General features: G+C 38.8%; 16 protein-coding genes. 1 reads left to right on the top strand and 15 read right to left on the bottom strand.

Annotated features, from left to right (window positions below):
* Both V7147_RS12590 and V7147_RS12585 read right to left on the bottom strand, forming a co-directional pair.
* The coding region (locus V7147_RS12590; RefSeq protein WP_335368209.1) for an NAD(P)-dependent oxidoreductase at positions 1–575 on the bottom strand (575 nt) is incomplete at its 3' end.
* Positions 576–588: 13 nt separating this feature from the next.
* On the bottom strand, positions 589–1,959 hold the full coding sequence (locus tag V7147_RS12585; protein WP_335368208.1) for a hypothetical protein: 1,371 nt from the start codon (positions 1,957–1,959) through the stop codon (positions 589–591).
* 284 nt (positions 1,960–2,243) lie between these two features.
* On the opposite strand from V7147_RS12585, the gene V7147_RS12580 reads away from it, so the two are divergent.
* The gene (locus V7147_RS12580; protein ID WP_335368207.1) at positions 2,244–3,200 is read left to right on the top strand and encodes a D-2-hydroxyacid dehydrogenase; all 957 of its coding nucleotides are present in this window, start codon (positions 2,244–2,246) and stop codon (positions 3,198–3,200) included.
* 63 nt (positions 3,201–3,263) lie between these two features.
* Here V7147_RS12580 and V7147_RS12575 read toward each other — a convergent pair whose 3' ends face one another.
* The 13 genes from V7147_RS12575 to V7147_RS12515 form a co-directional block, all read right to left on the bottom strand.
* Positions 3,264–3,494: an excisionase family DNA-binding protein gene (locus tag V7147_RS12575; RefSeq protein WP_335368206.1), complete on the bottom strand. Its 231-nt coding sequence runs from the start codon at positions 3,492–3,494 to the stop codon at positions 3,264–3,266.
* A gap of 288 nt (positions 3,495–3,782) precedes the next feature.
* A complete protein-coding gene (locus V7147_RS12570; protein ID WP_335368205.1) occupies positions 3,783–4,031 on the bottom strand; it encodes a hypothetical protein in 249 nt (82 codons plus the stop codon).
* 140 nt (positions 4,032–4,171) lie between these two features.
* Positions 4,172–5,749, bottom strand: a complete 1,578-nt coding sequence (locus tag V7147_RS12565) for a M2 family metallopeptidase (protein ID WP_335368204.1) — start codon at positions 5,747–5,749, stop codon at positions 4,172–4,174.
* Positions 5,750–5,798: 49 nt separating this feature from the next.
* Entirely contained in the window at positions 5,799–6,185 is a 387-nt protein-coding gene (locus tag V7147_RS12560) for a DUF2500 domain-containing protein (RefSeq protein WP_335368203.1), read from the bottom strand.
* A 140-nt stretch (positions 6,186–6,325) separates the two neighbouring features.
* Positions 6,326–7,045, bottom strand: a complete 720-nt coding sequence (locus V7147_RS12555) for a YebC/PmpR family DNA-binding transcriptional regulator (protein WP_335368202.1) — start codon at positions 7,043–7,045, stop codon at positions 6,326–6,328.
* A 449-nt stretch (positions 7,046–7,494) separates the two neighbouring features.
* Entirely contained in the window at positions 7,495–7,893 is a 399-nt protein-coding gene (locus V7147_RS12550) for a VOC family protein (RefSeq protein WP_335368201.1), read from the bottom strand.
* A gap of 45 nt (positions 7,894–7,938) precedes the next feature.
* Positions 7,939–8,826 (bottom strand): DMT family transporter, encoded by an 888-nt coding sequence (locus V7147_RS12545; protein ID WP_335368200.1) that lies wholly within the window; start codon positions 8,824–8,826, stop codon positions 7,939–7,941.
* Between the two features lie 212 nt (positions 8,827–9,038).
* Positions 9,039–10,187, bottom strand: a complete 1,149-nt coding sequence (gene dgoD, locus V7147_RS12540; RefSeq protein ID WP_335368199.1) for a galactonate dehydratase — start codon at positions 10,185–10,187, stop codon at positions 9,039–9,041.
* A complete protein-coding gene (locus tag V7147_RS12535) occupies positions 10,177–11,214 on the bottom strand; it encodes a 2-dehydro-3-deoxygalactonokinase (protein WP_335368198.1) in 1,038 nt (345 codons plus the stop codon). The genes dgoD and V7147_RS12535 overlap by 11 nt, the downstream gene beginning before the upstream one ends.
* A gap of 30 nt (positions 11,215–11,244) precedes the next feature.
* Positions 11,245–11,883, bottom strand: a complete 639-nt coding sequence (locus V7147_RS12530; RefSeq protein WP_335368197.1) for a bifunctional 4-hydroxy-2-oxoglutarate aldolase/2-dehydro-3-deoxy-phosphogluconate aldolase — start codon at positions 11,881–11,883, stop codon at positions 11,245–11,247.
* 33 nt (positions 11,884–11,916) lie between these two features.
* Entirely contained in the window at positions 11,917–12,741 is an 825-nt protein-coding gene (locus tag V7147_RS12525; RefSeq protein ID WP_335368196.1) for a carbohydrate ABC transporter permease, read from the bottom strand.
* Positions 12,738–13,616: a carbohydrate ABC transporter permease gene (locus tag V7147_RS12520; RefSeq protein WP_335368195.1), complete on the bottom strand. Its 879-nt coding sequence runs from the start codon at positions 13,614–13,616 to the stop codon at positions 12,738–12,740. Before V7147_RS12520 ends, V7147_RS12525 begins: the two co-directional genes overlap by 4 nt.
* 115 nt (positions 13,617–13,731) lie before the next feature.
* Positions 13,732–15,060, bottom strand: coding sequence for an ABC transporter substrate-binding protein (locus tag V7147_RS12515; RefSeq protein ID WP_335368194.1), 1,329 nt, complete (start codon positions 15,058–15,060; stop codon positions 13,732–13,734).
* Positions 15,061–15,194 lie beyond the last annotated feature (134 nt).

Genomic DNA, 15,194 nt, shown 5'->3' with positions numbered 1-15,194 from the left:
TCCATATTTTCATATTTTACCCCTGACTCTAGTAATTCCTGATCCTGATAGACGTCAAAAGCTAGGATATCCATATTGAATCCACTGGCCCTTTTGATGACTTCCTTTCCAATCCTTCCGGTCCCGACAACACCAAGTGTTTTACCATATAATTCACTACCGACCACCCTTGGCCATTCTCCGTTAATTACCCTGCGGTTTGTCTGAGGTATCTCACGTGCAAGGGACAAAAGAAGGCCAAATGCTAATTCAGCTACAGCATGCTTATTGGCTCCTGGTGCGAATGCAACGGATATGTTCCTTTCCTTTGCTGCCTGTAAGTCGATATTGTCTACCCCTGCTCCATGCTTTGCAATCACCTTTAGGTTTTCTGCAGCATCTATTACCCTCTTACTAATTTTCTCAACACCTACTACTAAAGCATCTGCCTCTTTCAAGGCAATTGCTAGCCTTTCCTCATCATTAGCTGTATCCTTATCAAGGATTGAGACTGTGCATTGTTCCTTTTCAAGATAGTTAATAGGCAGTTTTGAATACTTACCAAATGTTGGTGATGATGATACGACTTTATACAAAATAAATCCCCCTTTAAATTCCTACAAATTTTAAATAAATCGGAATGATCATCAACATGACAATTGAATACTTTAAATTCCAACGAACGGAAACCTCAAAAAGATCAGTTTTCATTAGCCCCGATAAAAGATTGTTTACTGCAGTTGCAGGACTTACTGTATTGGAAATCCCCCACCCTGAAAGAAGCAGGATGGCAAAAAACTCATAAGTAATGCCAAGCTTAGTCGGATCAATGCTCGTTACGATAATCGTCACAGTAACGATGGGATGTAGCCCTATTACCGCTGTAAGGACTATTAAAAAAACGATTGCATATGCAATTCCAATAGTAAACCCGGAAAATACTGCATTTAGTCCATTAACGAGTTCATTGCTCCAGCCTGTCTTAACAAAAGCACCGCTGAAAAATCCTGCAATTAGAAATAAGACAATTTCTTTCTTCATCCTAGGAATCCCCGTGAAAACATGCTGCTTAAATTCAACTTTATATTCTTTCCATTCTTTTTTTAGAAGACACCAAATGAGCGGAAAAAGAGCGGAAAAAACACATATGATAAAGGTCATGCTTGACTCTATCAATTTCTCCATAAAAAGGACTCCTAAAATCATCAATAGGAGAAGAAACAATAGTTCCACTACTTTTCTTTTTGCCTTTTTCAATTCAGATGTATCACCTTCAGGTTGTTTCGGTTCTGGACCTTTTTTCAACCTATAAGGTCTCTCAAATAAATAACTCACAATAAGTGCGATGCCACTAAGACCAAGTGAATAAAAAAGAATATTGCCCCATTTTACTGGAAGGGAACTTGTTATTAGAGCCATCGCGGAGAAATACGGGGACCAGAATATGGTACTAATAAACCCCCTATTTATGCATGCAGCAATCATCTTATTGTTTTTGATATCTGAAGCCTTTGAAAGCTCGTGGATGATTGATATGGCACCAATATTCAAGACAACACCTAGGATGTGAGAAAGCAGGCTTGAACCAGCAAAGAAAAAGTTAGGGTTGTTCATCCGCGTCGACAGTACCAGCTTTAAAGCACTTACATAGCCACCTGTCCGGACTGGAATCCCCAGAAGTGGGGTGAACAGGAAAATGGCAACAAGGGTAAGATTGATTCTTGCAGCATCAAGCCACTCCTGGACAGTTGCACCGTAGAAAACCATGAAAATTATACCAACAATCAAAAGAATGAGGCTAATAATCATGATGGAGCCCCGGATACGTGGCAGGATCCAGATAATGACCGAAATTATCATGATAGATACTATCGCTTTTACCGATCCTACGGGAAACAATTCAAGAGTGATATATCCAATAGCAAGAAGGCAGATAATCATACCTTGATTTCCAATTGGCTTTTGGATGGGTGTTTGCACACTTTACTCCTTTCCCTGGGTACTAAAAAAACTCAGTCCCCTAGTGTGGAACTGAGTTTTTACTATATGACAAGACTTTATTAGAGCCCTCCCAATAATCACCCAAATAATATACATTTATTATATTTATTCGTTACGAAGATTTCAATAATTTTGTAAAATATAAATATAATGTTTACTAATTATACGCTTATAAATGGAACAAGTTCATCACGTCCCACTAGTAAAGCATTCCAATCTATATTATTATAAAACTAAATAAATTTAGGAATCGGAGGAACACCATGTCCAAGCTAGTTATTACACAAAATATTGAGCAGTTTCATCTGGATCAAATCCAAGCAATCGTTCCAAACTGGGAGATTGTTGCAGGACGTGATTCATCTGTTTGGTTAGAGCATTTAAATGATGCTGAAGTAATTGTTGGCTGGAAAAAAGAAATTGCGGAGCATTGCATATTTGCTGATTCTAAACTACGTTGGATGCAAAGCTGGAGTGCGGGTGTTAATAGCATGCCCCTTGCAGAAATGGAGAAGAAAAATATTCTTCTTACAAGCGCTAATGGGGTTCATGCTTATCCGATATCGGAAACGATTTTTGCATTGATGCTTGGATTAACAAGAAAAATCCATACATATGTCCGAAATCAGCAGGAGAAAAAATGGCATCATGCCGATATGAATCTTGAGATTCACGAAAAGACGATTGGAATCATTGGCGTAGGGCATATCGGGAAGGAAACGGCGAAGATTGCAAAAGCATTTGGCATGACAGTTCTTGGCGTTCGCCATTCAGACCGTGACGAGGACTTCGTTGATGAAATGTATACAACAGACAAGTTGTCTGAGGTATTGCCAAGATGTGATTATGTGGTTGTGACATTACCTTTGACGAATGAAACTCGTCATTTATTTGGAGCAAGTGAATTTAAACAAATGAAGCCTTCTGCATTCCTCATTAATATTGGCCGTGGTGAGATTGTGGTTGAAGATGAGTTGATTGAGGCATTGCGTTCCGAAGAGATTGCCGGGGCTGGGTTGGATGTATTCACGAAAGAGCCACTAGATGAGAACAGCCCACTGTGGGATTTTGAAAATGTCATTGTAACACCACATACATCTGGTTCAACTGAACATTATACAAAGCGAGTAATTGAAGATATCTTTATCCCCAATCTGAAGAGCTATGCGCAAGGCGGAGTGCTACCGAAGAATATAGTAGATTATAAGAAGGGGTATTAGGAACATATACCTGAAAAATATGGTGGGCCACGGAACCTGACCCCGTGGTCCATACCCTAAACCTTAATCCTCGTCCTTGACGTCGATATCTTCAGGAATGGGTTCGTTCAGCCATTCTTCGTAGAGCTTTTTGTATTTTTCTAGCTGTTCAACCGTGGCGTTGAATTGTTCTTTATTTAAGAGATACTGATCCCCGTCAAAAAGTGCACGTACCTTTTTTTCCTGAATAAGCTTTTGCACTAATTCTTCTGGAATTGATAAATATTCTGCTGTTTCCTTTACTGTTATATACAACTTCCTTCATCCTTTTTTACCTTCGAATTTTGTATGCTCTGCGTTCCGCATATTCCGAGCAAGGAATGCACACCTTTATTATATTCCCTTTATCATCGACATACTTTCGCAGAGGCTTTATTTTTCTTTTACAAATTGTACATTTTGAACCAAAAAAAGAGATCATCTAAATCCTCCTTTTGATTTTAACACAGGGTGAGGCTTAACAGCTTTAGAACTCTATTTCATTTCATGAAATACATTTATCAATTACTAATTAAAAAACCTTAACTCTTGTTGAGGCTTGACTTACTTTTTATTTTTACCATACTTCTCATTTCCACGTTTAAAGTTACCCGTAATTTTAGCTAGCAATAACTGTATTTTTGTTTGATCATCTTCAACTTCTGTAATCCTTGCTATAAGACGTTCAGCTTCCTGGTCCTTTATAACTTTAATTTGTTTTCCTTCATAGTAGATCATAACCATTCCTTTTTTCGTTATTTGATAAGTAAATGGTTCCTCACTTAATCGGTTTCTTTTATCAATTTCGTTCACTTTACAGTCTCCCTAACTATTTTAGTTATAAATACATATGTTTTTAATTCGCTATATGTGTCTTGAACTGCAAGTAAAAAAACCGATTCGTATAATTAAAATTCATTGGGGAAGAGACCCCCCAATGAATGAAATTTTGCTTATTTCACTGCAATAAACTGATCGACAAAATGCTGTGGATTTAGTTTTTCTCCAGTGGCTCTTTCGATTTTTTCATTCCAGTTATATAACGCACCAGGCTTAAAGAAATCATTCAACAGGAACTCTCCCACTTTTTCCGTAAAAAGATCCGTTGTGATATTCTTCTCAATATAGCGCTGAAGCTGTGAAGTTGTTAACTCACCAAGTAAATAGTTTTGGTAGTACACTGGCACCAATGTAAAATGAATTTTCGCTGCCCAATACGGATAATCCTGATTTTCAGGTGGTGTCAAAAATTGAACTTCTTTAACAATCTTCCACCATAAACGGTTCAAATCTTGATCTGGATTTTCGTAAAGCTCACGTTCAAAGAACACAAACGTCATAATCCAACGGCCTGCAATTAGCATTTGACGACGTAAAGACTTATCAATAAGTGGCTTCAACTCATTAACCTGCTCTTCGTCTAATCCTAAAAACTGCTGGAGCCATTCTGGATTTTTACCGAAGCGACCGTATAACATTGCAATTGCCTCTGTTGTTAATGTATGTGCCGGACTGCGCAATAAGAATGGTAGACTGCGATCGATATATTTAAAATACACCGCATGCCCATATTCATGCAACATCGTATTGGACCAGTAATCGGAAGGCACGTTGTTGCTTAAGACGCGAACATCACCATCCCGATCAATATCGGTACAGAATGCATGCTGATTTTTCTTCTCTCTTGGATACAGATCGCTTTTTTGAAGCATATCCGTAATATCCATTCCCATTTTTGCAAAGGTTTGTGTTGATAGTTCCTCAAGATTTTTTCCATCATAAAATGGATCTAAGTCCAATTCCTTTGAAGGCGGTGCCTCTTGGAAAAATGGATCCGCATAATGCCATGGGCGAAGATCCTCTACTTTAATACCAAATCGTTCCGCGAGCTCCTCGTCCATTTCCTGTTTCACCTGACGGAATGGTTCATCGGAAAGTTCCTTTAGCTTTGTAAAAATCGAAAAGATTTCATCACGGTCAAGCTCCTGCGATTCAAAGCTCATTTGGTGGAAGTTATCAAAGCCTAATGTACGTGCAGCCTCATTGCGCTTTTTCACAAGTATCAATAATTTTTCTTCTACTTCTTTCGCGATTTGTTTACTTGCATGCCAGGCTTTTTCCCTTAATTCAAGGTCGTTGCTTTTAATTAATATTTGACGCACATCATTTTCCGATACTTGCTTTCCATTCAAGGTTGCACGGAAGGTGTTAAACACACCAACTAATTCAGTAGATAATTGTACCATTTCCTTCAGTTTGTCTTCTGGAAGTTGGTTTTCAAGCATGGTTGAGTATAAAAGTTCAAGTTGGCGATTTTGAACAGGGTCCTCTGTTTGCTCAAGGTATTTTTTTACCTGCTCGAAGCGCTCCGTATCTGAAAAATAAACATTATACGCAGTATCCGCCTCAGCTGATTTTGTATTCCATTCCTCATCCCCAGTGGTCGCTGCCATCCATGAAGCTTCTGCACCATTAATATGTAAGTCTCGTATCGTTTTATTTTGTTCCTCTAAGAATTGTTCAATTGACATATGTACCCCTCCTGCATTCTATCGTTCTAGATAAATCGACAAAATCCTTCTACCCTCTCATTCTTTCAAATCCTAAATATCGGGTTCCTTGAAATGTAAGCTTTCCCGTATCCCCTTCAGCAAGCTGACCATAATCACTACCAGATACTATAAACTCTGACCGATCCCCGCTTTCAAACTCAAATGTAACATAATAGCTAGTGGATGATGATACATGATTGTGGTGGTGTGGCTCTGTATGATGGTGGGTATGTCTGCTAACATCTGTGCGCTTTGTTTTTACAATCGCAGGAACACTTAGCCTGGGTGAATCCTCATTCTTCTTCCACTGAACGATTCCCTTTCCCATAGTAAAAATAACGAGACCGAACACAACAATGAAACCTATCATCACAAAAATTGGGACAATATTGAACATCATATCTCCTGGGTACATAAACTTCCCCCTTTTATAAGTAATCTGTAGTAATCATACGCCTTAAAAACAAGAAAGTTTCAATGTTCGAAAAATTTTATATAAAAAAGCAGACCTTTAGTGAGGGACAAGACCTGTCCCCGAAAGGTCTGCATTTGTAATTATTCGCCTAGGTCGACGTTGTGGTATACCTGACGCACGTCTTCTAAGTCATCCAATGCATCAATCATTTTTTCAAATTTTTCTTTTGCATCGTCTGGGAGGGTTACATCGTTTTGTGCAAGCATGGTTAATTCCGCTACTGTAAACTCAGTAATTCCTGCATTTTTAAACGCTTCTTGAACTGCATGGAATTGTTCTGGCTCCGCATACACAATGACAGAATCCTCTTCTTCCAAAATGTCACGTACATCTACATCTGCTTCCATTAAAAGTTCAAGAACCTCATCAGCTGTTTTTCCTTCAATACCGAAAACAGCAGTTGCATCAAACATGTAGGCTACTGAACCACTGACACCCATGTTACCGCCATTTTTACCAAAAGCAGCACGTACATCTGATGCTGTACGGTTTACGTTATTTGTTAAAGCATCAACAATGACCATGGAACCATTTGGCCCGAAGCCTTCGTAACGCAGTTCATCGTAAGTTTCCTCTGAACCGCCTTTTGCTTTTTCAATCGCGCGATCAATGATTGCTTTTGGTACACTGTATGTCTTCGCACGCTCAAGAACGACCTTTAAATGTTGGTTTGACTCAGGATCAGGCTCACCTTGTTTTGCAGCTACATAGATTTCACGTCCAAATTTTGCGTAGATTCTACTAGTATTCGCATCCTTGGAAGCTTTCTTTTCCTTAATATTATTCCATTTACGTCCCATCTCGAACACTCGCTTTCAACTATTAAATCTTATTCTAATCAAATGCGCCTTTGCGTATTTGCGCCCAGATTTTTTAGGCCCACACGAGGTGGGTCACAAAGACGTGGCCACAGGACGTGGCGTTCTTAGTCTTTGATCTTTTGCTCGAAAACCTCCTCTAAAAAATCTGAGGCATCCGCCGGAGGCTTAACTTTATTCAGTCAAAGTTTGAATTCTTACTGAATTATATACTATTTTACCTTTATCCCACCACTTATAGATTGGGGACTCTGCTGAATAAAGTTATAATGTAAGTTTTGATTTCTTCAAAATGCAACCGTTCCACAACTTACATTTTTGAACAAATTTTATTATACTCCAACAAATAGCACTTTTCGAGAAAAAAATAGAAGAAAATGTAACCAAAAAAAACGCCTAGACATTAGTACCTAAGCGTTTTGACTATCGTATTAAGCTAAATTTAGTTGCCAAGAAACTCCGAAACGGTCGTTTATCCAGCCGAATTTTTTGCTGAATCCATAATTACCTAAAGGCATCAGTTCTCCTCCGCCTTCTTTCAGTTTTTGATAAAGGGTATCGATTTCTTCTTCCGTACTGCATGTTAGATAAATTGAAAATGAAGGTGTGAACGTGAACTGATGCTTTATATTGCTGTCAATGCACATGAACTCTTGACCTTTTAATGTAAAAGTTGCATGCATGACGGTTCCTTCTTCTCCTCCAGGTTGATTCGCCCCATACCGAACAATACTTTTAATCTCAGAATCCTCAATAAATGACGTATAAAAATTCATCGCCTCCTCTGCATTCCCTTCCTGAAACATTAAAAAAGGTGTTACTTTTTCCATAATCATATTCTCCTTTATAGTTAATTCTTATTTTTTAGTATATCCCTATAGTGCTTTATCAAAATTACTTGAGACGTTCATACCCTTTTCTTGAGTACTTTTACTATTTACAAACCAAATCCCTGCTAGAACAAGTAAAATTCCCGCAAGCGTAATCAAACTTAAGCTTTCATCGAGAAATATGTATCCCGAAATAACACCGACGATTGGTACAAATAATAAAGAAACCGATGCTTTACTTGCCTCTGTACGCCTCAAAATATGATTCCACATGACAAAAGCGAGAGCAGATGCAGCAACTCCAGAAAACAGAATATAAACAATCGGCATGAATCCCCAATGTGACTCACCCGTTTCAAATGAAAGTGTATATATCAATAATCCCGCCGCACCTATCGTCATTTGCCAGGTGGTAAATTGAATGGTATCACAATGTTTTAATTTTAGTTTAAAAAGCAAACTAGCAATCGCCCAAGAAATGGCGGAGCTTAGCCCGAGTAACACAATCCAAATGGACCCTCCAAAATGGATATTCATAGCAAGAAATATACCCACAATGCCTATCACAATTCCAAACGTCTTTCTAACCGTCAATTTTTCACCCGGAATCCACCTATGCGCCATGATTGAAAGAAAAAGTGGCATACTGTAGGTCAGAACAGAAGTAAGCCCTGCACTAATGTGGTTAAGCGATATTTGAATGGCAATATTAAAATAAGTGGTCTGAAGCAGTCCACAAAGAACGAACCACTTGAGATCTGATTTATTTGGCAGTGGTATTTTTTTTATAAAACAAAGACCTAGTAGTACAATCGAGCCCGTCAAAAATCGTAATGCAGCAAACTCACCAGGTGGAAAAACACCATTCCCCATTTTCATGACAACAAAATTAAATCCCCAAATCAGACATAAAATGACCAAAGACATATACATAAGGACGAAAGCTTCCTTTCCTACCCCCCAAAAAAGGGTACAGTGTAGTATCGTTCTTAACCTTTAATATTCTACCATTTTAATATACTCCATGCTCAAACTAGAATTACGTCGAATTAGCTAAATATCCCTCTACCCAATTTTTGGCGAACAAAAAAGAAGAATCAAACGTTGTATGTTGATTCTCCCTCAATATTAATTCTAACGTATCGCTACCATTCTCCAATACTTCCATCCTGATGGCGCCAAACTGGGTTTTTCCAATTGTGCCCGACATCCGCTTGCTTTCGAACAAATTCTTCATCGATTTCTATTCCTAACCCAGGACTTTGTGGGATTGCGAAATACCCATCTTTATAATCAAATACAGACTTATCTACTACATAATCTAGAAGGTCACTTCCTTGATTATAATGAATCCCTAAACTTTGCTCTTGAATAACCGCATTATGGGCTGTCGCATCAAGTTGCAGACACGCTGCAAGTGCAATTGGGCCTAATGGACAATGAGGAGCAAGCGCTACATCATACGCTTCTGCCATTGAGGCGATTGTCTTACATTCGGTAATCCCACCCGCATGTGATAAATCTGGCTGAATGATATCTACATAGCCGTCTGCAAGCACTGATTTGAAATCCCAGCGTGAATACATTCGCTCTCCTGTTGCGATTGGAATAGATGTATGTTGGGCAATCTCCTTTAAGGCCTCATTATTTTCTGCCAAAACTGGTTCTTCAATAAACATTGGGCGGAACTGCTCAAGTTCCTTCGCTAATATTTTTGCCATTGGTTTATGTACACGACCATGAAAATCAATCCCAATCCCAATATAGTTTCCTACCGCTTCCCTTACAGCAGCGATTCGTTCGATTGCCTGATCAATTTTTTCATAGGAGTCGATATACTGAAGTTCTTCTGTTCCATTCATTTTGACAGCCGTAAACCCTGCACTAACTATTTTTTTCGCTTCTTCTCCAACATCAGACGGGCGGTCGCCCCCAATCCATGAATAGACTCTTATTGAATCCCTGCATGCCCCACCCAATAATTGAAAAATAGGAGCCTGATAGTACTTCCCTTTAATGTCCCAGAGTGCCTGATCAATTCCAGCAATTGCACTCATTAAAATCGGTCCTCCCCGGTAAAAACCAGACCGATATAACATGTTCCAATGATCTTCGATTCGCAATGGATCCTTCCCAATCAAGTATTCCATTAATTCCTCGACACACGCCTTTACAGTAGAAGCCCTTCCTTCGATAACAGGTTCACCCCAACCAATAATTCCTTCGCTCGTCTCGATTTTTAAAAATAACCATCTAGGCGGAACCTGAAACAGCTCATATCCACTAATCTTCAAATGCTTCCCCTCCTATTAAGTCGTTTTTTTCAGAACCATAGTTTGATAAAATCTCCATAGCACCAACCAGGAGTGAATTTTCTACTTGCTGATCATCAGCCTCGATCATTTTCCATTCTTGATTTATATAGGTTAACAAATGGATAAACGCCTTTCTTAATGGATTTATCCCTCCGACGATCACCCATTTTATTTCATTTAGCACTATTCCAGAAAGCGCTTGAAGATCATTGAAAATAACAGAACCAGCGAGGTAATTTGCCCTTTGATTGGAGGTGCATTTTGTAAACAAATCCAGGAGACGTATGTGATAAAAACTTCTAGTCAGTCCATACTGTTTTGCCGCTTCAAAGCCATATGTAAGCATTTTTTGATCAACCGTTTCGATAAGACTAGAATCCAGCGAATTCGAGAGTATCGTTTCCTTCTGAAGAGCTTGTAAAGTCTCTCCTCCTAATGTAGATAAACAATACAATAACTCCTTATTTTCACCTACGAAAACAAATTTCGTATGTGAACCGGGAAGCACAATTAGCCCTTTTCCCTCATGCTGAAACTGGTTCAGCAATCCAAATGATTCTACTTCTTCTCCCCGCATCACATCAAATTCATTAATTGAAAAAATCAAATCATCTTCGCCTACTTCATTTACTTCATTTTTCATCCCTGGGATAAAGAGACATGGAATGGAAAGAAATTCATCAAGTTTACATACCACTGAATGACTCGCGAATTTCAGCACCCCTGCAGGACTAGGGATATGAGGAATTTCATATATTCCTAGATTGGAGGTAATCATTCCTGATGCAACAATCACATGAATATCTGCGGGCATACAGTTTGTTTTTGTTAACAATCTTTCTATGCCCTTTTTTATTTGGACCTTCAGATTTTGATTACTGCCTGAAATGGCTGAATCCCTTACACCGACTCTTATTCTTTCAGTATCAATTACTGTGTTTGTTGTGGTCTCAACTAATCGTAATCTGGAGTTTGTTGTCCCCGAATCTAGTAAAATGACTTTCACATCACAAGCCCCCATTCGTGTCGATTGCTATTAACTGCCCACTTGTTTTATAAACTCAACAAAGCTTGCTGCCCGCCTTTTAATTTCTTCAAAATCACCTTGCTGGACCAGCTTATCATCCACAAGTGAACTACCAATTCCTAGGGATACGGCCCCTGCCTTTAAATAGTCACCTGCATTTTCGATTGAAATACCTCCAACAGCCATTACCTCTAAAAAAGGCAACGGTCCCAATAAATCTTGTAAATATTTCGGTCCAAGTTGGCGGATTGGAAAGATTTTGACCATTATTGCTCCGAATTCATAAGCTGTAAGTATTTCTGTTGGAGTGTAGACCCCAGGGATTACGGGGATGCCATACCGATTTGCTGTCTCTATCGTTTCCTTTTTTAAAGTTGGCGTGAGCATAAACTCCGCTCCCGATAATACTGCAAGTCTAGCAGTCTCGGAGTCTAAGACAGTCCCAGCACCAACTAGTACATCCGTATAGTTTTCCCTTATCCATTCAATCCCCTTTAATGCCCCAGGTGTGTTCGTTGTTATTTCGATTGCACGAATTCCACCTTCGTACAGACTCTCAACTGTATTTTCTAAGCCGTCAGATGATTTACTTCGAATAATGGCCACAAGCTTTATTGTTTTTATTTTTTCTAAAGTTGGGGTACTCATCCTTCTACACCATCTCCTGTTTTGGTTTATTGATTAACCTTTCACACTCCCCCCAGTTAATCCGGCAATAATATATCTTTGTGCAAAAAGAGCAATAATGAGCACTGGTGCAGTTATGATAACGGAAGCCGCCATCAGACCGCCCCAATTGATTTCTGAATAAGATAAAAAGTTAAAGATTGCTATTGGTAATGTCTTTGTTTTTTCACCCGCTAGAATTAAAGAAAACATAAAATTATTCCAAGAGAAAATAAAAGCTAAAATAGATGATGTAACAATGCCCGGTCCTGAAATTGGTAGCATCACACGAATAAACGCCATCGGAATCGAACAGCCATCTACGCGGGCAGACTCCTCCAGTTCAAGTGGCAAACCCTCAAAAAAAGGAATCATCACCCAAATGATAAATGGCATTGTCACAAGCATATGACTTAGGATAAGAGACGTGTACGTATCAATTAAGTTCAGCTTTGAAAAGATAATAAACCAAGGAATAAGAAAGGAAATGCCTGGGACAATCCTTGCTACAAGGATTAACAATCCTAGTCCCTCCTGTTTATATCTTGCGATTGAATAAGCCGCTGGAAGACCTAATAACAGCCCAAAAAACGTTGCCCCAATTCCCACAATGAAGCTATTCCAAATAAACGTAAGAAAGGCATATTCACCAAATACGCTCATATAGTTACTGAAATTCGCTGTAATCTCAAATAATTTAGATGTATCAAGGATTTGTACTTGTGTTTTAAAGGAGGCTAGCACCATCCAAAGGAAAGGGAGTAAAAACAAAAATAGAGAAAAATAAACCCCGATATGAGTCAATGTCTTTTTTATCATTTTCCTTTTGTTTCGGCTCATAGGTTAACCCCCGATCTCTTTCGTAAAAGTATCGTGAATATACTAATGGATAGAACAATCATAAAAAATACCATGAGTAAGGCCGAAGCCTGGCCAATCTTAAAATACTGAAATCCTAATACGTAACCGTAAATATTGATCGTCTGTGATGAGGTTCCTGGTCCCCCCTGTGTTGTTGCGTAAATAATATCAAATGTTTTTAGAGCATCTATCATTCTTAACAGGACGGCTGAATAAAGCGTAGGCTTCAATAAAGGTAGCGTAATTTTGCGAAATGATTGCCAAGTCGAAGCACCATCAATCATAGCTGCTTCAAATGGATCTCTCGGAAGTGATACTAAACCTGCCAATACGATTAATGCAATCATCGGAGTCCATTCCCAAACATCTATGAGAATTAAGGATGGCATAACTAACTTCTGGGATGTTAACCATTCCTGTCCCGGAATTCCTAATGATTGTAAGAAAACATTCGCAATACCAATGTTCGGTTCGTATATGAGGACCCAAATTAGCCCTACTGCTACGGGAGTCGCTACCATTGGAAGTAGAAACAAGGTTTTAACGATTCCTTTTCCAACAATATGTTGATTCATTAGAACTGCTAGAGCTACGCCCAATACTGTTTCTACCGTAACGGTTGCAATTGTAAAATAAAACATAAGTTTCAAAGATTTAATAAATAATTCATCATTAAATAAATCAATATAATTCTGAAAAGCTATCCATAAGGGTGGTGTAATATTGGACATACTCCATTCGTGAAAACTTAGCCAAAGTGTATATCCAACGGGCATGACCATCATAAGCCCTACAAATATGACAGCTGGCATGGTAAATACCCATTTTATATTCCGATCAATCCAATTTGTCATCGTTCTTCCCCCTTGCTCAACTACCTGGCCCTTTTACAAGAAACGGCCTTCGTAAGCATCCAGATACAAACCCAGATTGCTACTCGAAAGCCGTTATCGAATGAGGTTACATCGATTATTTTTCGCTGTCTATAATCTTTTGGAATTCTTCTTCTGCCTTCTCAGCTGCCGCCTTAACATCGTTACCCTCAATTGCAGCGATAATTACATCACCAATAGCGTCACGAGCAGCACCTACGTTTATTACAACTGGTCTGTCGTAAGGAACAGCGTTTTCTCCTCCATTAATGCCAATTGCTTCCGCTAAGTCCTCAGGAAATTTCGCTGTGCCTTCAGGAGAGTTCCAAACAGATATACGTGCACCTGGATTCCCTTCCGCTTGCAGTTTTAAGACCATTTCTTCACTTTCTACCCACTTAATAAATTCCCATGCTGCATCTTTCTTTTCCGAGTTTGCTCCAATACCAAGTGCCCAAGATGTTACATTATAAGGCTTAGAACCCTTTGGTCCAGCAGGGAATGGTGCAAAGCCTACCTTATCGGAAACCTGTGATTTTGAAGGATCTGTAGCGTTGGTAAATAGTGAAGATGCATCTGTATAGAATACAGCTTTTCCTTGTGTAAAGACTGCCATCGCCTCAGGCCAACTCATGTTTAGTGTTCCTTTAGGTCCGTAATCTTTTAATAGATTTCCATAATAGTTAAAAGCCTCTATTGCTTCTGGTGAAGTAAGAGTAGCTTTCCCGTCCACCATAAAGTCCCCGCCAAATCCATATAAATAGCTAGAAAATTGAGTAACAGCAGCAGCCCGCTTTCCACGAGACACAAAGCCAGCAACACCATCAGGTTCATGTAATTGCTTTGCTTGTTCTTCAAGTTCCTCCAATGTTTTAGGAACTTCCAAACCAGCCTCTTCTAAAATATCCTTTCTATAATACAAAACCTGGGTTTCCGTAACTAACGGTAATCCATATAAATTATCACCATCTTTTACGCTGCCTAAAGATGAAGGAAAAAAGTCCTTTGTATAATCATTTTCCTTTGAGACGTAGCTACTAATATCTGCGAAGTACCCGCTTTGATGATACATTTTTCCATCTTGAAGTGGACGGAACATCACAACGTCAATATTTTTTGAGTTAGATGCAAATTCTACTGATGTTTTTTGTGTTAACTGATCCTCGAAATAACTATCAATCTTAACTTTTATCCCTGTCTCTTTCTCAAAAGCTGGCAATTCTTTTTTGATAGATTCTGTCCAAGGATGGTTCGCAGCAACAATTCTAATTTCTTGGACTTTCTTTTCTCCTCCATCAGATGAATTCGGCTCGGATGTTTTCGTTGTCTCTCCCCCACCATTACAACCTACTAAGACAGAAGTAATCCCTACCGCTAAGGCTAAATAACCTGCAGCCTTCTTGAAGCCAGTCAAATTTTTCTTCATCCTTTTCCCCCTTTTCTTCTTGATAAAATTTTGATAGCGTTTTCATTATATGGTAATTATTAATTGAAAAAGTTACTAAGGAATAATACTTTACATACACGCTATCCTTTTTAATAAAATGGTACTTTACACCA

Source organism: Bacillus sp. JJ1521 (genome assembly GCF_036965165.1).
Taxonomy (GTDB): domain Bacteria; phylum Bacillota; class Bacilli; order Bacillales; family Bacillaceae_L; genus Ferdinandcohnia.
Note: the sequence above shows the minus strand (reverse complement) of the source record. Positions and strands in the feature narration are given on the sequence as shown.